The sequence below is a fragment of the Yersinia nurmii genome (assembly GCF_001112925.1).
Lineage (GTDB): Bacteria > Pseudomonadota > Gammaproteobacteria > Enterobacterales > Enterobacteriaceae > Yersinia > Yersinia nurmii.
In genome coordinates this window covers 120,221-146,054 of sequence record NZ_CPYD01000006.1, presented here as the reverse complement: position 1 = coordinate 146,054, position 25,834 = coordinate 120,221, and the positions used below count along the sequence as shown (strand labels likewise).

Sequence of the window (25,834 nt, the reverse complement as noted above, 5' to 3'; positions counted from 1 at the left end):
AAACAGAATGATTAATGCCAGCCACTTTGCAGGGCTGGCATTTTTTATGACCCCTTTGCCTGCTATCGATAAGCAGTACCATCTGCGTCTCTATCAACCTATCAGTATATCAACAGGCTTGATGTCGTTGGTTTCGCCACTGAGCCTGAGTAAAACCACTTTTTCCATAGCCGGCAAACGCGGTGCGCTGCGTGAATGCGGTATTCAGCATTTCTCTGTGCCATCAGTGCCATAGTCGGCAATAACGAATCCGATGCACTCACTCATTTTGATAACGCCATGTTTCATCCCTGAATGTTTTCACCCAATCACATTCTGACGCGTTTGATTTTCAGGGTAATGCGTTGCTAATTATTGGTGATTTATTTTGATTAGAGATAACCAAAGGTAATAATTGATGAATGAAAATTAATGATAAAGGAGATGAAGATTAACAACTCGAGGAAGACATTTTCACCAGAAGGAAGGTAGACGACGATAAAGCGTTGGTTTAGCTCAGTCCGAAGCACAATGACAGCAATATCAGTACGCCGAAGATAACTTTCTATTCGACAGGATTAATCGATGCCATTTTCGCAGCAATATAAGCTTTTATATTAGGCCACGGGCGGAGGGACGTTCCCCCATAAAGATCGCAGAAGGCTTCAGCAAAGGCTTCTTCGGCACCACCGTGATCACCATCCTGCCAATAGTAATAATTGCTATCGGTTTGGGGCGTTGATCCCAATTCCGCCTGCCATATATCGAGGAAACTTTGACGACGGCTCAAACTATCGCCAACATCACCAAAACCGTTATCTCCCATATTTGCCTTTTGAGCAAAACTACGATCAATGGCATGCGCGTACTCATGCAAAACCAGATTGGCAGAACCATGCGCCGTAGATAATTGCCAGCCACCGTTGGCGTGTTGCGTTAATGCCAGTACGGTTTCATCGGCATCCAATCCATTGCTTACCCCTATACCCGAAGCCCCAACTCCGGGGACTGAATCCCAAGTTTGGCCATTGGTCCACCCACGCGGCGTTACACCTTTCAGTACGTTCATTCGAGGGTGATTGGTGACATTATCGTTGGTCAGTGTTATAAACTGCCCCAAAGTGTCTGCTGTCTTTAAGATATTCAGCGGCAGTTTTTGCAATTCAACCATAACCGGATCCGGGTCGATTTTCATGCCAGGCGGCGTGGTACTGGCAAAAATAAAACCGGCGATGATTTCTTTTTTCTGAATTTTTTCAATTAATCGACGATAATTAGCCTCCCTCACTTCAGCGACTATTTTATTGGCTTCATCCGCAGCGGCGGCAGCCTTTTCCTGTTCTATGACTTTTAATCTGGTTAGGGTCACTTTCATCTGCATTAAAGCGGATAATTCTTTACTGACTTCATCACGACGTTTATCTACGACGGCGAGATATCTAACATCGTTTATCTTTGCCACGATGCTTTGTATTTTATTGATTTTATCTGTATTTTTTGTGCTATTTAACGTACTGTTCAAACATGTCATTACCACATTTGAAACCTTCAGCAGATTTGTTTTTTCCAGCGTTTTTAATTCTTTAGTCGTCAGATTTAAATTTAAATAGCGGCGCAGCGTTGAAGAACTGATAATTGACATATATCCCATCCTTGATTGAATAAAACTCGCAAAATGCACCCGGCATTTTTTGGTAAAACGTTTTTAAACGTCAGGCTCTAAAAGCATGGAATTAGGCCGAGATCTCTCTAGAGACTTATTAGAATCGGGAATGCTAAAGTTTACTTTCAAAAATGGCCCAAATATCTAAATCATCGTTGGGCTGTCAGAATTGAGAAAAGGATCGGTATCCCCCGTTTTATCGGACGGCTATCGTCGAATATGGAATAGGATTATTGCGATGTTTATAGCTCATCAGGAACAAGAGGATAAATAGATCCTTCTGCAGAAATAGCATCGGCTACACCGAGCCACGGCGAATAAGCACCGGCGGTAGAATAACGTTTTGCAATTGCAAATCGACGCCGGCAATACGCTGCAACAACCGCTGACCGGCGCTATAGCCAATTTCTCGCGCCGAGCTGGTAATAAAAGTGAGCGGAGGCTCAGTTAATTCCGCTTCGGGTACGTCGCCAAAACCGATTAATGCCACCTGCTGATCGAGATAAGTATCCACTCCAGCGCTGCCAATTCCTCTGCCGGTGCGCAGAATACCAAAATAAGCACCGAGCGCCACGGATGCCTGATGACAAATAATTGCGCTAACGTTGGGATGATGGCTAAGCAAACGCTCCGCGGCATCAGCCGCTGCTTGCTGCTGGCTATCGCATTCAATCACCCAGTCCGAACGAAACGGCAGGCCGTATTGCACCAACGTGGCACAAAATCCGCCCAATCGTTCTGCCCGCGTCAATGAATGGCCGTGACCGCCCAGATAAGCAATTTTACGATGCCCTCTGCCTATCAGCAGTTCTGTCGCCATTTTTGCCGCCTGCATATTATCCGGACGAACCACGTCGACACCTTCCAATACGTTGGCACGCGCGGCACAAATCAGCGGAATGCCCTGTTGCTCAGCCTTCTCTTTCAGGCCACTTTCCTGATTCGCGCCTCCGCCAAGAACCAGCCCGTCAACCCCCTGTTCTATCAGGGAATCAAAACAGCGCTGTAGACCTTTCCCTTCTTTGCCACTTTGGGTGAGAAACAGCACTTTCCCTTCTGCTTCAATGGCTTCGCTGAGTCCCGCCGTCATCGCCGCATAAAAAGGATCGCCGATATCGCGCACAATCAACCCAATCACCCCGGAATGACCACCGCGCAGCTGAGCCGCCTGCCGATTACGCACATAACCTAACTGTTCGATGGCCAGATTCACCCGCTCGGCGGTCGTCGGTGAAATACGACCTTTGCCACTGACGGCCAGCGAGACCGTGGCAACAGAAACTCCGGCGTGTTTGGCAACATCGGTAATGGTGATCTTTTTATGATTCATCGCGGCTATTCGGTATCATTTTTGTCTCACGTCCTTTGGCAGACAAATCTATGCTTCGGGGCAAATGTTACACCCAATTCAATAATCTGGGTAAAACGATTAATCCTTTTAATCAGTATCTGTGCACTACATAGCGATTTTAACCTCCCACTCAAATATTAGCGGTGTCCATCAAGCCCTGCAGCCCAAAAGCCGTGCAGACCAGCCAGAGTCAACACATCAGCACGCCTGTTCTCTGGCTGAAAAATTCATCCTCGGTTTTTCATTAGTCTGAGTTCAAGTGAGTTTCTATCGACAAAATGACATTTTCGGGCGTATCTCACAGAATTTCATTTACCGTGGTTAAAGGCCGCAATAACTGTGATTTGCCGCGCATATTATTTAGGTTAAACGTTTTATCTTAATTTAACCTCAGGACGCTAAAGATCCACAGAACAGATCCTTATTCACACACCAGGAGCCACCTATGTCGGCGGTAAAAAAACAAAAAATTACGCTATGGGAGTTTTTCCAGAGTCTGGGGAAAACCTTCATGTTGCCGGTCGCCTTACTGTCCTTCTGCGGCATTATGCTGGGCATTGGGAGTTCGTTGAGCAGCAAAGACGTTATTACCCTTTTGCCTGTGTTAGGCCACCCAGCTTTCCAGCTGTTATTCACCTGGATGAGCAAAGTTGGCTCTTTCGCCTTTAGCTTCCTACCCGTGATGTTTGCCATTGCTATTCCCTTAGGTATGGCGCGGGAAAACAAAGGTGTTGCTGCCTTTGCCGGTTTCGTCGGTTTTGCGGTGCTGAATCTGGCTACTAACTTCTATCTCACCACCAGCGGCGTGTTGCCGACTACCGACCCCTTGGTGCTGAAAACCCACAACATCCAAAATATTTTAGGCATTCAGTCGATTGATACTGGTATTTTGGGCGCAGTGATCGTGGGGATTATCGTTTACCTGCTGCACGAACGTTTTAATACCATTCGCCTGCCGGATGCGTTGGCCTTCTTCGGTGGCACCCGTTTTGTTCCTATTATTACCACCGTGGTACTGGGGCTAGTCGGTTTATTAATCCCTCTCATTTGGCCGTGGTTTGCCGCAGGTATTAACGGTTTGGGCCGCTTGATTAACGGCGCGGGAATTTTTGGTCCGATGATCTTCGGCAGCGGTGAGCGCCTGTTACTGCCTTTCGGCCTGCACCATATACTGGTGGCACTGATTCGCTTCACTGAAGCTGGCGGCACCATGGATGTCTGCGGTCACAGCGTCAGTGGCGCGCTGACTATCTTCCAAGCGCAGCTTTCCTGCCCGACCACTACCGGCTTCTCAGAAAGTGCGACTCGCTTCTTGTCTCAAGGCAAAATGCCCGCCTTCCTCGGTGGTTTACCGGGCGCTGCGCTGGCGATGTATCACTGCGCCAAGCCGGAAAATCGTCATAAAATTAAAGGATTGCTGATTTCCGGCGTTGTCGCCTGCGTAATCGGCGGCACTACCGAACCGCTGGAATTCCTATTCCTGTTTGTGGCTCCGTTCCTGTATCTGATCCACGCACTGTTAACCGGTCTAGGCTTTACCGTAATGGCACTGCTGGGGGTCACTATTGGTAATACCGACGGAAACCTGATTGATTTCGTCGTCTTCGGCATTTTGCACGGTACCGCCACTAAATGGTATTGGGTGCCTGTGGTAGCCAGCCTGTGGTTTGTGGCTTATTACCTGATTTTCCGTTTTGCCATTCAGCATTTCAATATCAAAACGCCAGGCCGCGAAAATGACAGCGCCAGCGAAGAAAAAGCGCCAGCGCAGGGTGTAGTCGGTAAATCCGGTTATAACAGCGAGGCTATTTTGCAGGCGCTGGGCGGCGCGGAGAATATCGTTTCGCTGGATAACTGTATTACTCGCCTGCGTATGTCCGTCAAAGATATGAGCAAAGTGGACAAAGAGGTGTTGAAAGCTAACCGAGCGCTGGGCGTTATCCAATTGAACGACCATAATTTACAGGTGGTTATTGGCCCTCAAGTGCAATCGGTGAAAGATGAATTAGACTCACTCATAGCCACAGCATAATAAGTCTCGATAATACAACTCTGCGGGGCGCTCCGGTGCCCCGTTTGGTTTTCCCCTGATTGAAAAAAGTGAGAGCCCGATGTTTGATTTCTCCACGCCGGTAGATCGCCATGGTACCTGGTGTACCCAATGGGATTATATTGCCGACCGTTTTGGCAGCGCCGATCTGCTGCCCTTTACCATTTCCGATATGGATTTCCCTACCGCACCGGTAATTCTGCAAGCTCTGACCCAACGTCTGGAGCACGGCGTTCTGGGTTATAGCCGTTGGCAGCACGAAGATTTTCTTGGCGCCATTCGCCATTGGTATCAGGAACGGTTTCAATGCGGTATCGACACCTCCATGGCAGTGTATGGCCCGTCGGTCATTTATATGGTGGCGCAATTGATTCGCTGCTGGTCTGCACCAGGTGAATACGTTGTGACCCACACGCCGGCCTATGATGCGTTTTATAAGGTCATTTTGGGCAATCAGCGCCAGTTATTGTCTTGCCCGCTGCATAAAGTGGAAAACCAATGGCACTGTGATATGGCACACCTGGAAGCACTGCTGGCGCGACCACAAACCAAAATTCTGCTGCTGTGTAGCCCACATAATCCAACCGGTAAAGTGTGGAGCCCGCAAGAACTGGCGCACATGGCCGAACTGTGTGAACGCCATCAGGTTAAGGTTATTAGCGACGAAATTCATATGGATATGATCTGGGGCGAACAGCGACATACGCCGTGGAGTCAGGTGGCTCAATCTCCATGGGCGCTGCTGACGTCGGGTTCAAAAACCTTCAATATTCCCGCATTAACCGGCGCTTACGGCTTTATCAGTGACAGTGAAACCCGCGAAACCTACACCAATATGTTGAAAAGTCGCGACGGTCTGTCTTCCCCGGCGGTGCTGGCGCTGGTCGCACATATTGCCGCTTACCGTCAAGGTGCGCCCTGGTTGGATGCGCTACGCGCCTATTTACAGGCCAACCTGCAATACGTCGCAGATCGGTTAAATCAGGCCTTTCCGCAGCTAAACTGGCAACCGCCGCAGGCGACCTATCTGGCGTGGATTGATTTGCGCCCGTTGAATATCGACGACCGCCAATTGCAGGAAGTGCTGATAGAACAGGAAAAAGTGGCAATAATGCCGGGCTTTACCTACGGCGAAGAAGGTCGTGGCTTCCTGCGACTTAACGTCGGTTGCGCCCGCAGTAAGGTGGAAACAGGAATGGATAAATTGATCAATGGGTTGAACGCGGTCATCGGTAATAGCTAGACGTCGCTAATTTCTGCTGATATAGCGTAAACCTTCATCAATCCTCACCCCCTGCTTAACGCAGGGGGTTTTCTTCATTGTCAGAGGTCTTATTTTGACCATTGAACAAAGAACCTAATAAAAAAACAGCATATTTAATGTGATCTAAATCTCTTTTTCCTGCAACTCACTGGAAGTTTTCATGCGTTTGTTTTTATACTGTTCTGCACTTTACCTAGAATAAATATCATTAATAAATATAAGTGAGTGCATCCATGATCGATCCCCGCCTTCCTCTGACAGACATTCACCGTCATCTTGATGGCAATATTCGCGCCCAAACTATTCTGGATCTGGGGCGTCAGTTCAATATGACTTTACCGGCCAATGAATTAGAAGCGCTGCGTCCTCATGTACAGATCACCAAAACCGAACCTGACCTGGTCAGCTTCCTGCAAAAACTGGATTGGGGCGTGGCGGTACTGGGCGATTTAGATGCCTGCCGCCGCGTAGCTTATGAAAACGTGGAGGACGCGGTTAATGCCGGCCTACACTATGCCGAACTACGTTTTTCTCCTTATTACATGGCGATGAAACACCAACTACCAATTGCAGGCGTGGTTGAAGCGGTCATTGATGGCATTCAGGCGGGCTGCCGCGATCGCGACATTGATATTCGTCTGATCGGTATTCTGAGCCGGACTTTTGGTGAGCAGGCCTGCCTGCAAGAGCTGGATGCCCTGCTGGCTCACCGTGACGGTATTACCGCGCTGGATCTGGCCGGTGACGAACTGGGCTTCCCTGGTGGGCTGTTCCTCAACCACTTCAACCGTGCGCGGGATGCGGGTTTGCGCATTACCGTTCATGCAGGTGAAGCCGCTGGCCCGGAAAGCATCTGGCAGGCGATTCACGAACTGGGCGCGGAACGTATTGGTCACGGCGTCAAAGCTATCGATGACTCCCGCCTGCTGGACTATTTGGCGGAAAACAATATCGGTATCGAGTCCTGCCTGACCTCCAATATTCAGACCAGTACCGTGGCTTCCTTAGCCGAACATCCGTTAGCGACCTTCCTGCGCCACGGCGTGCTGGCTTCCATCAATACCGACGATCCTGCAGTTCAGGGAATTGAAATTGCCAACGAGTACCACATAGCCGCCCCAGCGGCGGGTCTGACTCGTGATGAAATTCGTCAGGCACAGGAAAATGGTCTGACTATGGCCTTTATCAGCGAAGCGGAAAAACAGGCGCTGCGCGATAAAATTCGCAGTTAACGGCTTAGCCTGTTTCACTCGGTAAACCCGCATCAGGCGAAATCGATAAACTAAAGGGGCGGAAATGATCCAGCCCCTTTTTTATTATCAAAATCAGTGAATAAATGAGTGAACTCAGGCTTTGCCTTGCTCCAGTTTCCCACTTTCATCCCGCTCACGCGCCACTCGACGAGCGTAACGCTGTGCCAGCACCGCGCACACCATCAATTGCACCTGATGGAATATCATCAACGGCAATACCATAACGCCAACCACGGAGGCTGGGAACAGAACATTGGCCATTGGAATTCCGTTGGCCAGACTTTTCTTCGAGCCGCAGAACACAATAGTGATTTCATCTGCGGTGTTAAAGCCTAACCAACGCGCAGCCAGCGTATTCACCACAATGACGATAGCCAGCAGCACCAGCGAACACACCAGAATCGCCAGCAGCGACCAGCCGTCGATTTGATGCCAGATACCTTCCACCACCGCTTCGCTGAAAGCCACATAAACAACCAGCAGAATCGATGACCGATCAGTAATATTGACCAGTTTTTTATGGCGTTCGACCCATTTGGCGATCAGTGGGCGAGACAAATGACCGACGATAAACGGCACCATTAATTGCATGATGATAGAACCAATAGCGTGCAAGGTATCCGTACTGCCGCCCTGAGTTTGCATCAGCGCGCCCACCAGCAACGGTGACAGGAAAACGCCGAGAATACTGGATGCCGAGGCGCTACAAATCGCTGCCGCCACGTTCCCACCGGCAACAGAGGTATAAGCAATCGCCGATTGTACCGTGGCAGGCAAGGCGCACAGATACAGGAAGCCCAAATACAGCGTTGGCGTCAGAATGCCCGGCACCAATACGTTCATTCCCAGCCCTAACAGCGGAAATAGCGCAAAAGTACTCAGGAATACCACCAGATGCAGCTTCCAATGCCCCATGCCAGCCACTATTGCCGCGCGGGATAATTTGGCTCCGTGCATAAAGAACAGCAGCGCAATAGCCGCGGTGGTCAATCGTTCAAACCACACTTTGGTTTCCCCTTCACAGGGGAAAAAAGAGGCGATGATCACCACCCCAATTAATACCAGTAAAAACGTATCAATACGTAAGCGTTGCAACCAAGACATGCCACTGTATTCCTTCAATCGAAATGCCTCCGATTAATAACGCTGGGTTATCAATTAGAGAAAACCATCAACAATAGACGTAAACAAGCAATAGGCGTCATTGTCATTATTGACAGTGCTGGAAAGCTATTACTCATAGCCTGTAATAATGGTTAGTGCTAACGCGGATTAACCGGCAACGCTTTCTTATGTTTATCTGATTCCAGCCCCAACTCGATCAGTTCCATTACGGTAATCGCTTCGGTGGCAGGAACGGGATTCTCGCCTACCCCCAAAATGGCATCACGAATCCCGGCATAATAAGCTGGATAATTACCCGGCAGCGTCAGCAAAGGCTTCTCCGTCAACACACCATTTTGTGACAACGTCACCACCCCGTCACGCATATCATAACCCCAATCGGTTTGAGGCAGGCGTTCACCAGCTTTCAGGCGATCTTCTTGTGGGTCCAGACCGTATTTAATATAGCTGCCTTTGGTGCCGTGAACGATATAGCGCGACGTTTCTGCCGCCGCCAGCACCGTGCCATGTAACACAACACGTTGGCCAGGATAGCTTAATACTGCGTGGAAATAGTCCACCGACTGTGCGCCGGGACGCAGCAAACCAAGATCGACATTAAGGGTTTCCGGCAGTCCAAATAGCTGCAACGCCTGATCCAGCAGATGTGGACCTAAGTCATACCAGATACCGCTGCCAGCACCGGGTTGCTCCCGCCAGCGCTGACGAATTTCCGGACGGAAGCGATCGAAATGAGATTCGAAATACACCACATCCCCTAACACACCGTCTTTCAGCAAGGTTTTTAATGTCAGAAAATCGCTGTCCCAACGACGATTGTGAAAGACCGACAATAGCAAACCGGCCTCATCTGCCTGACGTTTTAACTCATTAGCCTGTGACAGCGTCACGGTAAACGGCTTATCCACAACCACATGCTTGCCTGCGGCCAGTGCCCGTTGAGCCAGTGGAAAGTGGGTATCATTGGGAGTAGGAATAACAATGACATCAATACTCGGATCGTCAAATAAATGTTGAGCATCGCCCACCACGGTAACCGACGGCCAGTCGGCGCGCACCTTACTGGCATCGCTGCTGGAAACGGCCGCAAATTCTACGCCGGGCGTACCCGAAATCAGCGGCGCGTGAAAGGTTTTACTGGCATAACCGTAGCCCAGCAACCCAACTCTAATGTTATCAGCCATCGTTAATCCCCTCGCCATAAGCTTTTTCTATTTGATATCAGGATCGATTTGACACCATGATGTCACTCTGAACAAGGGCTAATTCCCTTTCAACTCGGACAATCAGGCAAAATCCGCACGATGTGAACGCTATTCTCGAGGTGGTAATGTTCATGCGATAGATAATAAGGTTTAAGATTACGGCGGTGATGTAGCATTGGCCCCTCTGTTGAGAAATTATTAACGCGAAGCCTTCTTAATCAGCGCCCTAGATACCAATAGTCAGTAATTCTGCCCACTCAACCCGCGTTGACCTCCTGCCATTATTCTGAATTTTATGCGTTATTCCCGCGAAAGCGCTTACTAGCATCAGGTTCTCATACTGGATTGCCCGATCTGTCTAACGTCGGTTGTCAACCATCTGACAAGGTGTTAAATCGCTCCTACACATCCTGAATTTTGCTGTTTTCTCTTCTGGCATTCCCCTCATACCACTTAAAATTGATGTTGCGCAAAGTGACATCCATTTTCTGCAACCGGTTTCAGAAACCGGTTGCAGGAATAAATCTATTCCGCTTACACTAAACTTAACAAATTGGACGATCCCATTTTCAATTTACGTGGAGCGAATGTTTTATGTCTGCTTTTCCAAAAGATTTCCTCTGGGGCGCAGCCAGTGCCGCCTATCAGGTCGAAGGGGCTTACGACACCGACGGCAAGGGCCTTTCCATCTGGGATACCTTCTCCCATTTACCGGGTACAACTTATCAGGGAACGAACGGCGACGTTGCCGTAGATCACTACCATCGCTTCCGCGAAGACGTCGCATTGATGGCCGAAATGGGAATGAAAAGTTACCGTTTCTCTATTTCCTGGCCTCGCCTACTGCCGACGGGCCGTGGGGAGGTTAATCCCGCTGGCGTGAAATTCTATAGCGATTTGATTGATGCTCTGTTGGAACATAACATTGAGCCAATGATTACCCTGTATCACTGGGATTTACCACAAGCATTACAGGATGAAGGCGGCTGGGAAGCTCGCAGTACTACCGATGCTTTCGAAGAATATGCTCGCCTTTGCTATGAGTCATATGGTGATCGGGTCAAACTCTGGTCAACATTCAATGAAACCGTGTGTTTCATCGGTTTCGGGTATATTACTGGCGCGCACCCACCGGGCGTTCAGGAACCTGCTCGCGCTATTCAAGCTTGTCACCACGTATTCGTGGCCCACGCCAAAGCAGTCGCGGCCTTCCGTTCCAGCGGTATCGACGGAAAGATTGGTTTTGTGAACGTGCTGCAAACCCATACACCGCTAAGCAACTCTGTGGAAGATATGGCGGCATTCAATCTGGCTGAAGGCATTTTCACCCACTGGCTATACGATCCTGTGCTGAAAGGCGAATATCCTGCCGAGTTGCTGGAGCAGGCTCAGGCTATCTGGGGTGTTCCGACTTTTGCGCCAGGGGATGACGAACTGTTACGCAGCAATATTTGCGACTTTATTGGCTTGAATTACTATAAGCGCGAGACTATTGCCGCCAATAATCAGGATACTCACCTGAAAATTAATACCACCGGGCAGAAAGGCGCAGGCCACCAACAGGGTAATGAATTCGGTTTCAAAGGACTGTTCAAGTTTGTCCGTAATCCAAACGGCGTTTACACCGACTGGGATTGGGAAATCTATCCTCAAGGCCTGACCGAAGGCATCATGAATATCAAAGCCCGTTATGGTGATATTCCGATCTACATCACCGAAAATGGCTTAGGTGCTAAAGATCCTATTATTGATGGCGAAGTGGTAGACGATGATCGTATTGATTATCTCAACCAACATATCGGTGCTATTGAAGATGCAATCAAGCAAGGTGCAGATGTACGCGGCTACTATCCTTGGTCATTTATCGATTTGCTCAGTTGGCTCAATGGATTCCAGAAGCAGTATGGATTTGTCTACGTTGATCATCAAAAGCAGCTCGCGCGTCAACGTAAGAAAAGCTTCTTCTGGTATCAAAAAGTGATTGAAAGCAACGGCGAGCAACGCTAAATATCGGTTGCCCACCTTGTTGAGGTTTATCGCTTTAAAACCGTAAACGCAAATAACGTAATGACGATGAAAAACGCTCTGCTCAGTTGCGGTCAGAGCGTTTTTATTACGCTTTATTCCTTTTATCTTTATGGCGTTCGCTCAATATACGGCACAACGACTTTAAGAGCGTCATAGCGTTTCTTCATCATGCCATTTATCGTAATGACATGGCGTTTTTAGCCCCACCCTCTGATTCGCGCAAACAGGTATTGATTCCCACACCTCGTTTACCTTGGCTAACTGCTGTTGGAACTATGTAACCAACTCTTTCTTTGCTAACCTTTCTTTGCCAATAAAGTGGCAAAGCGCAGTTTAATTCTGTTTCCTTCTGCGTCTTTCTTATGCAAAGCCCCAACGTCCTCGTTGTATTTCACGATAGTCCAATCCCGATAATATTCTTTCAACTCATTGTGTTTAAAGGTGAAGGAGAAAGGCATATTACATGGGTAATCCTCCGTAGACATCGCGGCCACTATCAGGTTATAGCCGCCGGGCTGAGTTGATTGTTGCATATTGTCGATAATCGCCGGTATCTTCTGGCGGTCGAGGAACATAAACACCACGGTAGATAAAATAAAACCGTACTGGCCGTCGATCACCAGATCGTTAATATCACGCACCTGCGTATGGATGTTTTGCAGTCCTTCCTTCTCAATAATCTCATCAATAAATGCCACCGACTGAGCGTTGTGATCGCAGGCATCCACATCGAAACCGAGGAGATTGAGATACAGTGAATTACGGCCGGAACCGCAGCCCAAATCCATCGCTTTACAAGGTGTTATCAGACGGGCCGCGTTGATAACCTCCGAATGAGTCGGCGTTAAAGCGTATTTTTTATGATAGAAATCTTCTGGCGTGCAGAGAAACTCTAACTGGCATTCTATATCATCAGAAAAAGACACAATCCGGTGCCACACCTGTGGCTCGATCATTTTCGGCTGGTTAACCTTACTAAAAATGAAGGATTCAATGTCTTCCCCATCTTCCGTGAGCAGTGAAAAAGCCAGCTCGCCTTGTAATATCGTCAGCTTGGCCCAGGTACCTTCTTTGGTATTGTGTTTTTCCTGGAACATAGCAGGCAGTGTGCGACTGTTCCAAACCGGCATTTTTTTGTAGCAAATGAGTTCCTGCATATAAACCTCTTTGTAAACACTGAATAACTTTTCTCTGGTGTTGTGGCGGACGTTAACACTCTTTTCTTCTGCCATAAACCAGCCAGGTCATCGTGATGGATAAAATATAAAGCGCAAAAATAAACAACATTGCTGCAAAGACCGAGCCGGTCATTGCCAACGACGAGCCCATGACTTTTGGAATAAAGAAGCCGCCCGATGCACCAATCACGGAAATAAAGCCCAGAGCGGTGGCGGTATCAGCTACGCCGTGGCGCTCTGCTTCTTCTTGACTGCCGCCCTGCGCTTTTATCTTGTCGGCAGTACTTTTACGAAAGACCACCGCGATCATTTGATAGGTTGAACCGCTCCCTAATCCCGCAGTGATAAACAGCAGCATAAAAACACTAAAAAAAGCAACAAACGAACCAGGACCCTTAGCATTCGGTAATGTCATAATCAACAGCAGGATCAATAGCGCCATCACAACAAAATTGAGCACAGTGACCAATACGCCACTAAAACGATCAGCCATGATGCCACCCACCGAACGCGCTAATGCACCGAGAAACGGGCCAAAGAAGGCGTAATAAAGTATTTCTACCTCAGGAAATTCAATGGTGGAAAGCATGGCAAAAGCAGCGGCAAAACCGATAAACGAGCCATAAGATGCCAGATACAATAATCCCAGAACCCATAGATGACGATTTTTCAAAATACCAAACTGTTTTCCAACGGAAGGCTTACTCATGGCCAGATCGTTCATCCCAAACCAGGCCAGTAACGTGGCGATGCTAAGGGGAATCACCCAGATCCACGCTGCATTCTCCAGCCACAGCGTTTCACCATCGGGCATCAGTTGCCCTGTACTACCAAAGGCACTAAACAACGAAACCGAAATAGCAATGGGTACTACCAATTGCATTAGGCTTACCCCAATATTGCCCAAGCCGCCGTTATAACCAAGCGCCTGCCCTTGTTTATCTTTCGGGTAAAAGAAGCTGATATTTCCCATGCTGGAAGCAAAGTTGGCTCCGGCAAACCCGCATAGTAGAGCGATAATGACGAAGGTTTCAAAGGTGGTCTTGGGGTTCTGTACCGCAAAACCTAGCCACACGCAGGGAATAATCAGAAACCCCGTGCTCGCCGCGGTCCAACGTCTTCCGCCAAAAATTGGCACCATAAAGGAATAAACGACCCGCAATAACGTACCCGATACCGAAGGTAATGCGGCCAACATAAACAGTTGGTCTGCCGAAAATGAAAATCCGACGTGATTTAAATTAACGGACAATGCGCTAAATAACATCCAGACACAATAGGCCAATAGCAGACAAAAAATAGAAATCCAGAGATTCCGTCTTGCTACAAATTGACCACGTAGTTTCCAGAAAATAGCATCCTCTGGCCGCCAATCTGTGATTAATCGTCCTTTATCTTTCACATCTGCCATTGATATTTGCATCATCATTACCTCGCTCTAAATCATTTAGAATGTATTGCCGTTCTTTCGCTCATCGTATAAACCCAACGGTGATCAATGTTCCATCGGCTATCGTTCGAGGTATCATCATATCCTTAAACATGCATTTAATATACATGTTTAAGGGTTTATCACAAAACCATTTCTATATCTCCTTGTTTTTATTGAATTAAAATCAAAGCACTCAAATGAATTTAATGCAACAAACTCAGACTGCCCCAAGGTAAAGGGGTGGGCATCGCAATCGATATGGATAAAATCTTGTTATATCTTCCTTGTTCTTTACCCCTATCTACTTCATTTATTTAATAGTATTAAAAGGTTATTAAGTATTAATAACGAAAGCTAACAACTATTAATCTATTATTTTTAATATTTTTACTTGAGGATTATTATCAATAAATCGCCGTCGGCTCTGGTGGTTAAAATATGGTCAAAATAAGCCCTCTGCAATACCCCCAGTTTATTTACATCAGTTTCTTTTTATTTTTCGCGTTGATTCGCATTTTATTGATTTGCTGCCAAGCTTCCTCTCCGGTCTATGACATAATTCACGGGTTATGTTCAGTCAGTTGCTCTGCCGCCAAATAACAGGAACACCTATCGCCATGACACAAAAATTATCGACGATTGAAAACAAGCCCATTGCCCCTACTATGCAGCCTATTGAGACCATCGCCCGCAGCCTCGGGATAGCCGATGAAGCTTTGATTCCCTATGGGAGGCACATGGCTAAGATTGATATCGATTGTATTGATGCCAACAAGCCGCAGGGCAAATTGATCCTGGTTTCCAGCATTACACCTACCCCATTAGGTGAAGGTAAAACTGTCACCACCATCGGGCTCAGCCAAGGCATCAACCGACTCGGCGTAAGGTGTGTAGCCTGTATTCGGCAACCGAGCCTTGGTCCTGTGTTTGGCGTTAAGGGCGGTGCCGCCGGCGGTGGCGCGTCGCAGGTTTTACCGATGGAAAAGCTTAACCTTCATCTAACCGGCGATATCCACGCCATCAGTTCAGCGCACAATCTGGCCGCCGCCGCGCTGGACGCCCGCCTTTACCACGAACAGCGTCTAGGAGAGGATTTCTACCCGCAGACCGGCATGGAGCGGCTAAATATCGATCCGCATCGCATTCTATGGCCAAGGGTGCTGGATCATAACGATCGTGCTCTACGCCAGATTACCGTGGGGGTGGGTGGCGGCAGCCACGGCGTGGAACGAGCCGACCGAGTAGAAATTACAGCTGCTTCGGAGCTTATGGCTATTCTCGCGCTGGCGGAGGGATTGCAGGATATGCGCCGTCGTATCGGCCGTATTATTCTGGCTTATTCCACCAGCGGTCAACCTATTACCGCCGATGATTTAGGCGTAGCAGGTGCCATGACTGCGTTGATGAAAGACAGTATTCACCCAACGTTAATGCAAACCAGCGAGCAAACGCCGGTGTTAATTCACGCGGGTCCCTTCGCCAATATCGCGCACGGTAATTCATCTGTACTTGCCGACCGTTTAGGCCTGCAACTGGCAGATTGTGTCGTCACCGAGGCCGGGTTTGGCTCAGATATGGGGATGGAGAAATTCTTCAATATCAAATATCGCCAATCTGGCATCGCCCCTTCCTGCGTGGTTCTGGTGGCGACTTTACGCAGCCTCAAAGCTAACAGCGGCGATTTTGACATTAAACCGGGCCAGTCTTTGCCAGCAGAAATTGCCGATAGCAATATTCCACTGCTCGCCAAGGGTTGCGCTAACCTGAAATGGCATATTGATAATGCCGCCAGCTACGGTTTACCTGTGGTCATCGCCATAAACCATTTCCCGACCGATAGCGAGGAGGAGCTTGCCTTCTTGCAAGACTTCGCCTTATCTGCCGGCGCACAGGCCTGCGAACTCAGCGATGCCTTTGCCTCCGGCGGAGCGGGCACTGAGCAACTGGCACGCAGCGTACTGGCAGCCTGCAACAGCCAGAATACACCGCAATTGCCTTATTCGGACGATATGCCTTTGGAAGCCAAACTGAACCGCTTAGCCGAACGTTACGGAGCCAAAGAAGTGCTGCTCAGCCCGCAGGCACGCCAGCAACTGGCGGATATTACCGAGCTGGGTTTTGGTCACTTGCCGCTGTGCGTTGCTAAAACGCCGTTATCGATCAGTGCAGACCCAGCGAAAAAGAACGTTCCCCGTGACTTCACGCTACCGATTACTTCTTGCGCCGTTTCCGCCGGAGCCGGTTTTGTTCGGGTTTACGCTGGGAATATCATGACCATGCCGGGGCTAGGCAGTTTGCCCGCCTACCATCATATTGATATAGATGACGAAGGGCATATCTACGGGTTAAGCTAAAGTTCTGTTGGCCGGTTTATCCGGCCATTAATATGTAATGAAGAATAAGGTTTTGTCATGTCTCACTCTGAAGAATATCAGCGAATCGGCGGTTGGTTACTGGCACCAATGGCCTATCTGATCGTCACCTTGCTCAGCGCTACGTTGATGTTGGCACTCTATGCCATGGCGGTAGTCACACCAGAGTCGCGGGAATACCTTATGGCCAACTCACAGGCATTTACTCTTCAATGGTACTTTTCTGTGGTGACGACGCTGTTTATGTGGTGCTTCACACTGTGGGTACTATGGCTGTTTTGCAGCCGCTCCCGCCGTTTCCCCAAACTGTTTATTTTGTGGCTGTTACTTACTGTACTTCTAGCGCTGAAAGCCTTCGCCTTCGCGCCGATTTCCGATGAAATTGCCCTGAGAGCCCTCGGTTGGCCTCTGTTGGCTGCGGCTTGCTTTGTGCCCTACATGCAAAAATCTGTTCGAGTAAAAGGGACTTTTACGGAGATTTAAGGCCGCAACGCACTAATTCCCCATAAAATCGAGGGAAAAATGCAATAACCCTGCATTTCATCTGTTGTCGTCAGGCCGCCAATTTCGGATAATAGGCGGCTTTTATTTTTTTAGGTCCCGCAATGACTGAATACCTGCTTTTGTTCGTTGGCACCGTTTTGGTAAATAACTTTGTGCTGGTCAAATTTCTTGGCCTGTGCCCGTTTATGGGCGTTTCCAAAAAACTGGAGACGGCTATCGGCATGGGGCTGGCAACCACTTTTGTACTGACGCTTGCATCGGTATGCGCCTGGATGGTAAACAGCTTTATTTTGCTGCCGCTGGGGCTGGTTTATTTACGAACGCTGGCATTCATTCTAGTTATTGCCGTAGTGGTACAATTCACCGAGTTAGTGGTACGCAAAACCAGTCCGGCACTATACCGTCTACTGGGAATATTTTTGCCATTGATTACAACCAACTGTGCGGTATTAGGCGTGGCCCTGCTGAACGTGAACCAGTCACATAATTTCCTTCAATCAGCCGTTTACGGTTTTAGCGCCGCGGCGGGTTTCTCTTTGGTGATGGTTCTCTTCGCGGCAATCCGCGAGCGTCTGGCCGTCGCCGATGTTCCCGCGCCATTCCGTGGCTCGTCCATTGCATTGATCACTGCCGGGCTGATGTCATTAGCTTTTATGGGCTTTACCGGGCTGGTGAAATTCTAATGATGTCGTTATGGATTGCTATTGGCGCACTCAGCACGCTAGCGCTAATTTCCGGTGTGGTGCTTGGCTTTGCCGCACGCCGGTTTCAGGTAGACGAAGATCCCATCGTTGAGCAGGTCGATGAGATTCTGCCACAAAGCCAGTGCGGCCAATGTGGCTATCCCGGTTGTCGTCCTTATGCTGAAGCGGTCTCCAACGGCGGCGAAAAAATCAATAAATGTGCCCCCGGCGGCGAGCAGGTTATGCTCAAACTGGCCGATTTACTGGGCGTAGAACCGCAACCGTTGGACGGCGACGAAAGTCTGGCTAATCCGGTGCGTAAAGTGGCATTTATTGATGAAAGTAACTGTATTGGCTGCACCAAATGTATTCAGGCCTGCCCGGTCGATGCCATTGTGGGCGCAACCCGTGCCATGCACACAGTATTACCGGATCTGTGTACCGGTTGTGATTTGTGCGTTGATCCTTGCCCAACCGACTGTATTGAGATGATTCCAGTGCCTACCACAACCGCCAACTGGAAGTGGGATCTCAAGACTATTCCGGTGAAAACTATCCCATCACAGATTATTCCGGTGAAATTGATTGACGTGGAGCAACATGTTTAAGCTATTTACACCGCGTAAAAAAGATAAAATCTGGGACTTTGATGGCGGCATTCATCCACCGGAAATGAAGGTGCAATCCAGCCGCGTACCCATGCGTATTGCGCCGCTTCCCGATCAATTGATTATTCCGCTCCAACAACATTTAGGACCGGAAGGCGAACTGCGGGTAAAAGCGGGCGATAACGTGTTGAAAGGTCAGCCGCTGACCGTGGGGCGCGGACGCACTGTCCCGGTTCATGCGCCGACATCCGGGTTGATCACTGCGATTGCACCACACACTACCGCGCATCCATCAGGTTTAGCCGAACTTTGTGTGCATATCACACCGGATGGAGAAGACCGCTGGTGTGAACGCCATCCCCTGCCCGATTATCAGCAGGCTCAACCTGGCGATTTGTTGGAGCGTATTCATCAGGCCGGTATTGCTGGGCTGGGCGGTGCGGGGTTCCCGACGGCAAGCAAATTACAGGGGGGGTTAAACGGCGTTAAAACCTTAATTATTAACGCCGCCGAATGTGAACCTTATATTACCGCCGATGATCGTCTGATGCAGGATCATGCCGACGAAGTGGTCAGCGGAATCAATATCTTAATTCACTTACTACAACCTGAGCGGGTGTTGATCGGCATCGAAGACAATAAGCCCGAAGCCATAGAAGCCCTGAAGCGGTCATTGGTCGGTCATCCGTCGATTCTGTTACGCGTCATACCGACCAAATATCCTTCCGGCGGAGCCAAACAGCTCACTAAAATTCTGACCGGTCAGGAAGTCCCATTCGGTAAACATTCCTCATCCATCGGCGTATTAATGCAAAACGTCGGAACCGTCGTCGCGATAAAAAGAGCCATTATCGACGGCGAGCCGCTGATTGAACGTGTCGTGACCTTGACCGGTGACGCCCTTTCTCACCCCGGCAATTTCTGGGCCAGAATCGGTACACCGGTGCTGCATCTGCTGGCGCTGGCTGGCTTTACTCCGCAAGCGCAGCCAATGGTGATTATGGGCGGCCCACTGATGGGCTTTACGCTGCCAAGCCTGGATGTGCCGATAGTCAAAATCAGTAACTGTATTCTGGCCCCCGCAGAAACCGAGATCGGCATCAGCGAGCAGGAAGAAGCCTGTATTCGCTGTGGGTTGTGTGTCGATGCCTGCCCTGCGGGGCTATTGCCGCAGCAACTTTACTGGTTCAGCCGCGGCGAAGAACATGAAAAAGCCCGCAATCATAATCTATTTGATTGTATTGAGTGTGGTGCCTGTGCCTATGTTTGCCCGAGTAATATTCCTTTAGTGCAGTATTACCGAAAAGAAAAAGCCGAAATTAAAGCACTGGATCAGGAAGCTGCGCGAGCGGCCGAAGCCAAGGCACGCTTTGAGGCCAAACAGGCTCGTCTGGAACGGGAAAAACAGGCTAGAGAACAACGTCATAAACAAGCGGCTGTCAAACTGACCGATAGCGATCAACAGGCAGTACAGGCTGCGATGGAGCGACTTACGGCGCAAAAATCTTCCGACACAGCGATTAACGTACAACCCGGTGAAATACCGGATAACAGTGCAATCATCGCCGCTAGAGAAGCCAGAAAAGCGCAGGCTCGAGCACGTCAGGCAGAAAAACGCGAAGCGACAACCTCTACACCAGAGTCAACCGACGATCGTCAGGCGGCGGTCGCGGCGGCGATTGCCAGAGTGAAAGCCAAGAAAGCCGCGCAGAATCAACAAGAAGCCAGCGCTACCTCCGTCACCAGCGAACCCACGGATAACGCGGCAGACGATCCGCGCAAAGCGGCGGTCGCGGCAGCGATTGCCCGAGTAAAAGCCAAGAAAGCCGCGCAGAATCAACAAGAAGCCAGCGCCACGCCCGTCACCAGCGAACCCGTGGATAACGCGGCAGACGATCCGCGCAAAGCGGCGGTCGCGGCAGCGATTGCCCGAGTAAAAGCCAAGAAAGCCGCGCAGAATCAACAAGAAGCCAGCGCTACCTCCGTCACCAGCGAACCCACGGATAACGCGGCAGACGATCCGCGCAAAGCGGCGGTCGCGGCAGCGATTGCCCGAGTGAAAGCCAAGAAAGCCGCGCAGAATCAACAAGAAGCCAGCGCTACTTCCGTCACCAGCGAACCCACGGATAACGCGGCAGACGATCCGCGCAAAGCGGCAGTGGCGGCGGCGATTGCCAGAGTAAAAGCCAAGAAAGCCGCGCAGAATCAACAAGAAGCCAGCGCTACCTCCGTCACCAGCGAACCCACGGATAACGCGGCAGACGATCCGCGCAAAGCGGCGGTCGCGGCAGCGATTGCCCGAGTGAAAGCCAAGAAAGCCGCGCAGAATCAACAAGAAGCCAGCGCTACCTCCGTCACCAGCGAACCCACGGATAACGTGGCAGACGATCCGCGCAAAGCGGCGGTGGCGGCGGCGATTGCCCGAGTGAAAGCCAAGAAAGCCGCGCAGAATCAACAAGAAGCCAGCGCCACGCCCGTCACCAGCGAACCCACGGATAACGCGGCAGACGATCCGCGCAAAGCGGCGGTCGCGGCAGCGATTGCCCGAGTGAAAGCCAAGAAAGCCGCAGAAAAATCAACAATATCCTTGTAAAATCAGCGCCATCGGCCATCCCGTTCTAGGGTGGCCGATCGGTCAGATGCTGGGAGTTAAAACTCGATTAATCTACGGAAATCAAATACTGATATACCACGTCGATATCACGCATTTTCGCTTCCGAATGACAGTGCTCTACTTCTATCACTTCCATCTCAATACTGCCCTTCACTTCCTCTCGAATCTTCGGCAAAACCTCATTGAACAAATAAGAAGAAAACTTCACGCATTCCTTCGCACTACCCTGATGAGAAATAGACAGAAATTCACCGCCTGGGATGGTGAAACTGTTGGTTTCGCTATGACCTTGCAACTCATGGCGCTGATCTTTATCTACCGCCGTTGAGTAATAGAAACTGTTTTGATCTTGTTCGTCAGGATCGACCGAGAAAACCGCATAAATCCTCTGGCTGGTGAAATTCATCTCCTTAAAGAAATCGAGCAGAATCTCATCCTTCATGGCCATACAGGATGCGTGCTGTCCGCTACATAGGTTACGTTCATCAAAGTTCAGACGGCGAGTAATACCGACCAGCTCTTTGGCGTCCAGCGTCAGAGGCTTAATCTCCGGCGTATAGTTCTCATAGAAACTAAAGCGCGGGATCATGCCCTCTACGTTCCATTTATCCTGTAGACGGAAATGGTTGGGTGTGGTGCCAAAACGTTTCTTAAAAGTACGGGTAAAGGTCTGCTGGGAGTCAAAGCCCAACTCATCGGAAATTTCGATGATAGGACGGCGAGAAATACGCAGCGCCACCGCCGCACGAGTCAAAACTCGACCACGGATATAAGACGCCAGTTGCAGGCCGACAATACTTTTAAACTTCCGTTGCAGGTGCCATTTTGAATAACCCGAGATTTTGGCAACATCATCCAGCGTCGGCCTTTTCTCTAAATTAATTTCGATCCATTCAATAAGTTCTTCAATAAACAATACGTCTTCGTTCATCATTACTGAGGTCTTCAAATATATAATTACATTGCATACTACATTAATCTGACCTGAAACCAACGGTTTTTTAATTAGAGCGAAGGAAAGTGAATAACCCATTTAAATACAGCAGGTTAACTCACTTACATTAATATACAAGTCTTGATTGTTTGATGCTAATTTCATTACTTTTAAGTAACAAACCAGTAGCCACATAAATAAAAGTGCATTTTTACCGAACGCGTTGTTCCTAATTAGAGCGGAAATGCAAGAGAAATGTGCCCTGCTAATAATCACCTTCCGATTAGCATCGTTTAATCATTTTCCCTTTATCAGGATAATACCCTTATAATTAAGACGTATTACCCTTGCCGTGATTAGGGTAGAATGCGCCAGCCCAATATAGCCCTAATGGTCAAGTGTGTTTTCCCGGCAAGTACCCCGCCCGGCGGCACAGCAACAACGTTAAGAACCTTGATTACCTATTCGAACCTATGGTTGTAACTTCATGAAATTCAGGCCAGTGCAACACACCCTCAGTAAAGGGTTACAAATAGCCAGTTCCCCTTTCACTCATAATCAGCGCAGTACCCGCAGCATTATGTTGCTGGTGATGCTGGCCTGTCTTCCCGGCATAGCCGCCCAGACCTATTTCTTCGGTTTTGGTACCCTGATTCAGATGATGCTGGCCATGATAACCGCGGTACTGGCCGAAAGTGCAGTGCTGGCTTTACGTAAACAGCCAATTAAAACGCGACTGGCCGACAATTCTGCACTGCTTACCGGTTTGCTACTGGGGATTAGTCTGCCGCCACTGGCTCCGTGGTGGATGATCGTACTGGGCACCTTTTTTGCAATCGTCATTGCCAAACAATTGTATGGCGGTTTAGGGCAAAATCCTTTCAATCCGGCGATGGTGGGTTATGTGGTGTTGCTGATCTCTTTCCCGGTGCAGATGACCAGTTGGTTGCCCCCGATCAGCCTGCAAGCTAATAGCATTGGTTTTTATGACAGTCTGTTGACCATTTTTACCGGCCATACCTCTCAAGGCGCGAGCATTCATGATTTACAGCTAGGCTATGACGGCGTCAGCCAGGCTACGCCGTTGGACAGCTTCAAAACCTCGCTGCGCAGCCTGCCGGCGAGAGAAATTCTACAGCAACCGCTATTTGGCGGCGTACTGGCCGGTTTAGGCTGGCAATGGATTAACCTTGGCTTTTTAGCCGGCGGCCTGTTCTTACTGTGGCGAAAAGCCATTCACTGGCATATTCCGGTCAGCTTTCTGCTGTCCCTGAGTATCTGCGCCGGATTAAGCTGGCTGCTGGCACCGGAAAGTTTCGGTTCGCCTATGCTGCATTTGTTCTCTGGCGCGACCATGCTGGGGGCCTTCTTTATCGCGACCGATCCGGTTAGCGCCTCCACAACACCGCGTGGTCGCCTGATTTTTGGCGCGCTGATCGGCTTGCTGGTCTGGTTAATTCGCGTTTACGGCGGCTATCCGGACGGCGTCGCCTTTGCCGTGCTACTGGCGAATATCACCGTGCCGTTGATCGATCATTACACCCAGCCACGCGTTTACGGCCACAAGTAAGGAGAGTGCCATGCTAGCTACCATGAAACGTCACGGCGTGACGCTGGCCGTCTTTGCCGCACTGGCCACCGGTCTGACCGCCGTGGTGAACAACCTGACACAAAATACCATCGCTCATCAGGCAGCCTTGCAGCAGAAGGCATTGTTAGATCAGGTGGTTCCCGCAGAGTTATACGATAACGATATGCAGGGTGAGTGTTACATTGTCACTGACTCAGCATTAGGCAACACCGCGCCACATCGCCTGTATCTGGCGCGTAAAGACGGCAAGCCCGTCGCCGCCGCGATAGAGAGCACCGCGCCAGATGGCTATGCCGGTGCCATTCAACTGTTGGTTGGCGCAGATTTTCAGGGTAAAGTCCTCGGCAGTCGGGTGATGGAACATCACGAAACGCCAGGGTTGGGTGATAAAATTGATATTCGTATTTCGGACTGGATGACCCGGTTCAGTAATCAACAGGTTGAAGGCAAAGACGATAAGCGCTGGGCGGTGATTAAAGACGGCGGTACTTTCGATCAATTTACCGGAGCCACCATCACCCCAAGAGCGGTAGTTCGCGCCATTAAAAATACCGCGCTGTATATGGAAACCCTGCCGGCTAAGCTGTCTACCCTGCCAACTTGCGGAGTTGAACAATGAGTGAAGCTAAGAGTTTGATGGTGCAAGGGTTGTGGAAGAATAACTCTGCGCTGGTGCAATTACTGGGGCTGTGCCCTTTGCTGGCTGTCTCCTCCACCGCGACTAACGCCCTTGGGCTGGGGCTGGCAACAACGCTGGTGCTGGTATGTACCAATACGGCCGTTTCAGCCTTACGTCGTTGGGTGCCAAACGAGATTCGCATCCCTATTTACGTGATGATTATCGCCTCGGTAGTGAGCACAGTACAAATGCTGATTAATGCCTATGCCTTTGGCCTATATCAGTCTTTAGGGATCTTTATTCCGCTTATCGTGACCAACTGTATCGTGATTGGCCGCGCCGAAGCTTATGCAGCCAAAAATCCAATCGGGCTCTCGGCGCTTGACGGGCTGGCAATGGGGTTAGGAGCAACCGGCGCTCTGTTTGTTCTCGGTTCGCTACGGGAAGTTCTGGGCAACGGCACCCTATTTGACGGCGCAGACATGCTGCTGGGAAGCTGGGCTAAAGTGTTGCGGGTTCAAATCGTGCATCTGGATAGTCCGTTTCTGCTGGCTATGCTGCCGCCAGGTGCATTTATTGGCCTCGGGTTATTGCTGGCAGCAAAATATGTGATTGATGAAAAAATGAAAGCCCGTAAAGCCCGGCGAATCGCCGCTGAGTCGGTGCCCAAAGGTAGGGTTGAGAAAGCCTGATGAATAAACAAAAACGCATCGAGATTTTGACTCGCCTGCGCGAGGACAATCCGCACCCAACCACCGAATTGATGTTTACCAGCCCGTTTGAGCTACTCATTGCGGTGCTGCTATCGGCGCAGGCAACAGATGTCAGCGTCAATAAAGCTACCGCCAAGCTGTATCCGGTGGCGAATACGCCACAAGCCCTCTTGGATTTGGGCGTGGACGGCTTGAAGTCCTATATCAAAACCATTGGGCTGTTTAATACCAAAGCGGAAAATGTGATTAAAACCTGCCGCATTCTGCTGGAAAAACATCAGGGAGAAGTACCTGAAGATCGGGCGGCACTGGAAGCACTGCCAGGGGTGGGACGCAAAACGGCCAACGTGGTATTGAACACCGCTTTTGGCTGGCCGACTATCGCCGTCGATACCCATATTTTCCGAGTCTGTAACCGCACCAACTTTGCTCCCGGTAAGAATGTCGATGAGGTTGAAGAAAAGTTGCTGAAAGTCGTGCCCGCCGAGTTCAAGCTGGACTGTCACCACTGGTTGATTTTACACGGCAGATACACCTGTATTGCCCGTAAACCTCGCTGTGGTTCCTGCATTATCGAAGATTTATGCGAATTTAAAAGCAAAGTTTACCCGGAAAACTGATGACTTTCGCCCTGCTATCCCGCTGGGCCGCGCTTCAGAACCGCTCTT

General features: G+C 49.6%; 21 protein-coding genes. 14 read left to right on the top strand and 7 right to left on the bottom strand.

The window, feature by feature from the left end; genetic code table 11:
* Positions 1-46: 46 nt before the first annotated feature.
* The gene (locus AD970_RS09695; RefSeq protein WP_157045500.1) at positions 47-235 is read left to right on the top strand and encodes a hypothetical protein; all 189 of its coding nucleotides are present in this window, start codon (positions 47-49) and stop codon (positions 233-235) included.
* A 309-nt stretch (positions 236-544) separates the two neighbouring features.
* On the opposite strand, the gene AD970_RS18490 is transcribed toward AD970_RS09695, so the two are convergent.
* Entirely contained in the window at positions 545-1,621 is a 1,077-nt protein-coding gene (locus AD970_RS18490) for an anthrax toxin lethal factor-related metalloendopeptidase (RefSeq protein WP_053215268.1), read from the bottom strand.
* A gap of 319 nt (positions 1,622-1,940) precedes the next feature.
* A complete protein-coding gene (gene malI, locus AD970_RS09685) occupies positions 1,941-2,972 on the bottom strand; it encodes a Mal regulon transcriptional regulator MalI (protein ID WP_049598305.1) in 1,032 nt (343 codons plus the stop codon).
* Between the two features lie 466 nt (positions 2,973-3,438).
* Between malI and malX the strand changes: the two genes are divergently transcribed.
* The 3 genes from malX to add all read left to right on the top strand — a co-directional run bounded on the left by malX (position 3,439) and on the right by add (position 7,539).
* Positions 3,439-5,025, top strand: a complete 1,587-nt coding sequence (gene malX, locus AD970_RS09680; protein ID WP_049598304.1) for a maltose/glucose-specific PTS transporter subunit IIBC — start codon at positions 3,439-3,441, stop codon at positions 5,023-5,025.
* Between the two features lie 79 nt (positions 5,026-5,104).
* Complete coding sequence (locus tag AD970_RS09675) at positions 5,105-6,286, top strand: MalY/PatB family protein (RefSeq protein ID WP_049598303.1); 1,182 nt, start codon at positions 5,105-5,107, stop codon at positions 6,284-6,286.
* Positions 6,287-6,540: 254 nt separating this feature from the next.
* Complete coding sequence (add, locus tag AD970_RS09670) at positions 6,541-7,539, top strand: adenosine deaminase (RefSeq protein ID WP_049598302.1); 999 nt, start codon at positions 6,541-6,543, stop codon at positions 7,537-7,539.
* Between the two features lie 114 nt (positions 7,540-7,653).
* Here the strand turns inward: add and AD970_RS09665 are convergent, their stop codons facing one another.
* Together AD970_RS09665 and AD970_RS09660 are read right to left on the bottom strand one after the other, a co-directional pair.
* Positions 7,654-8,664, bottom strand: a complete 1,011-nt coding sequence (locus tag AD970_RS09665; RefSeq protein ID WP_049598300.1) for a bile acid:sodium symporter family protein — start codon at positions 8,662-8,664, stop codon at positions 7,654-7,656.
* A 158-nt stretch (positions 8,665-8,822) separates the two neighbouring features.
* Positions 8,823-9,869: an oxidoreductase gene (locus tag AD970_RS09660; protein ID WP_049598299.1), complete on the bottom strand. Its 1,047-nt coding sequence runs from the start codon at positions 9,867-9,869 to the stop codon at positions 8,823-8,825.
* A 615-nt stretch (positions 9,870-10,484) separates the two neighbouring features.
* Between AD970_RS09660 and AD970_RS09655 the strand changes: the two genes are divergently transcribed.
* Positions 10,485-11,897 carry a glycoside hydrolase family 1 protein gene (locus tag AD970_RS09655; RefSeq protein ID WP_049598298.1) on the top strand — a complete coding sequence of 471 codons (1,413 nt, stop codon included), beginning with the start codon at positions 10,485-10,487 and terminating at the stop codon, positions 11,895-11,897.
* A 317-nt stretch (positions 11,898-12,214) separates the two neighbouring features.
* Here the strand turns inward: AD970_RS09655 and tehB are convergent, their stop codons facing one another.
* Complete coding sequence (gene tehB, locus AD970_RS09650; RefSeq protein ID WP_049598297.1) at positions 12,215-13,075, bottom strand: SAM-dependent methyltransferase TehB; 861 nt, start codon at positions 13,073-13,075, stop codon at positions 12,215-12,217.
* A 52-nt stretch (positions 13,076-13,127) separates the two neighbouring features.
* Positions 13,128-14,522 (bottom strand): NarK family nitrate/nitrite MFS transporter, encoded by a 1,395-nt coding sequence (locus AD970_RS09645; protein WP_049598399.1) that lies wholly within the window; start codon positions 14,520-14,522, stop codon positions 13,128-13,130.
* A gap of 623 nt (positions 14,523-15,145) precedes the next feature.
* Here AD970_RS09645 and AD970_RS09640 point away from each other — a divergent pair.
* The 5 genes from AD970_RS09640 (at position 15,146) to rsxC (ending at position 21,288) form a co-directional block, all read left to right on the top strand.
* Positions 15,146-16,882: a formate--tetrahydrofolate ligase gene (locus AD970_RS09640; protein ID WP_049598295.1), complete on the top strand. Its 1,737-nt coding sequence runs from the start codon at positions 15,146-15,148 to the stop codon at positions 16,880-16,882.
* A 57-nt stretch (positions 16,883-16,939) separates the two neighbouring features.
* The gene (locus AD970_RS09635; protein WP_049598293.1) at positions 16,940-17,383 is read left to right on the top strand and encodes a DUF2569 domain-containing protein; all 444 of its coding nucleotides are present in this window, start codon (positions 16,940-16,942) and stop codon (positions 17,381-17,383) included.
* A 122-nt stretch (positions 17,384-17,505) separates the two neighbouring features.
* Positions 17,506-18,087 (top strand): electron transport complex subunit RsxA, encoded by a 582-nt coding sequence (gene rsxA, locus AD970_RS09630; protein ID WP_049598292.1) that lies wholly within the window; start codon positions 17,506-17,508, stop codon positions 18,085-18,087.
* Positions 18,087-18,695, top strand: coding sequence for an electron transport complex subunit RsxB (gene rsxB, locus AD970_RS09625; RefSeq protein WP_049598291.1), 609 nt, complete (start codon positions 18,087-18,089; stop codon positions 18,693-18,695). Before rsxA ends, rsxB begins: the two co-directional genes overlap by 1 nt.
* Positions 18,688-21,288 (top strand): electron transport complex subunit RsxC, encoded by a 2,601-nt coding sequence (rsxC, locus tag AD970_RS09620; protein ID WP_049598290.1) that lies wholly within the window; start codon positions 18,688-18,690, stop codon positions 21,286-21,288. Before rsxB ends, rsxC begins: the two co-directional genes overlap by 8 nt.
* 67 nt (positions 21,289-21,355) lie before the next feature.
* Here the strand turns inward: rsxC and AD970_RS09615 are convergent, their stop codons facing one another.
* On the bottom strand, positions 21,356-22,243 hold the full coding sequence (locus AD970_RS09615) for a helix-turn-helix domain-containing protein (RefSeq protein ID WP_049598288.1): 888 nt from the start codon (positions 22,241-22,243) through the stop codon (positions 21,356-21,358).
* 487 nt (positions 22,244-22,730) lie between these two features.
* Between AD970_RS09615 and rsxD the strand changes: the two genes are divergently transcribed.
* The 4 genes from rsxD to nth are packed head-to-tail and all read left to right on the top strand — an operon-like array spanning position 22,731 to position 25,786.
* Entirely contained in the window at positions 22,731-23,813 is a 1,083-nt protein-coding gene (gene rsxD / locus AD970_RS09610) for an electron transport complex subunit RsxD (RefSeq protein ID WP_049598286.1), read from the top strand.
* A gap of 10 nt (positions 23,814-23,823) precedes the next feature.
* Positions 23,824-24,453: an electron transport complex subunit RsxG gene (gene rsxG / locus AD970_RS09605; protein WP_049598284.1), complete on the top strand. Its 630-nt coding sequence runs from the start codon at positions 23,824-23,826 to the stop codon at positions 24,451-24,453.
* Positions 24,450-25,145 carry an electron transport complex subunit E gene (locus AD970_RS09600; RefSeq protein ID WP_049598283.1) on the top strand — a complete coding sequence of 232 codons (696 nt, stop codon included), beginning with the start codon at positions 24,450-24,452 and terminating at the stop codon, positions 25,143-25,145. The genes rsxG and AD970_RS09600 overlap by 4 nt, the downstream gene beginning before the upstream one ends.
* Positions 25,145-25,786: an endonuclease III gene (gene nth, locus AD970_RS09595; RefSeq protein WP_049598282.1), complete on the top strand. Its 642-nt coding sequence runs from the start codon at positions 25,145-25,147 to the stop codon at positions 25,784-25,786. The genes AD970_RS09600 and nth overlap by 1 nt, the downstream gene beginning before the upstream one ends.
* The last annotated feature ends 48 nt before the right edge of the window (positions 25,787-25,834 follow it).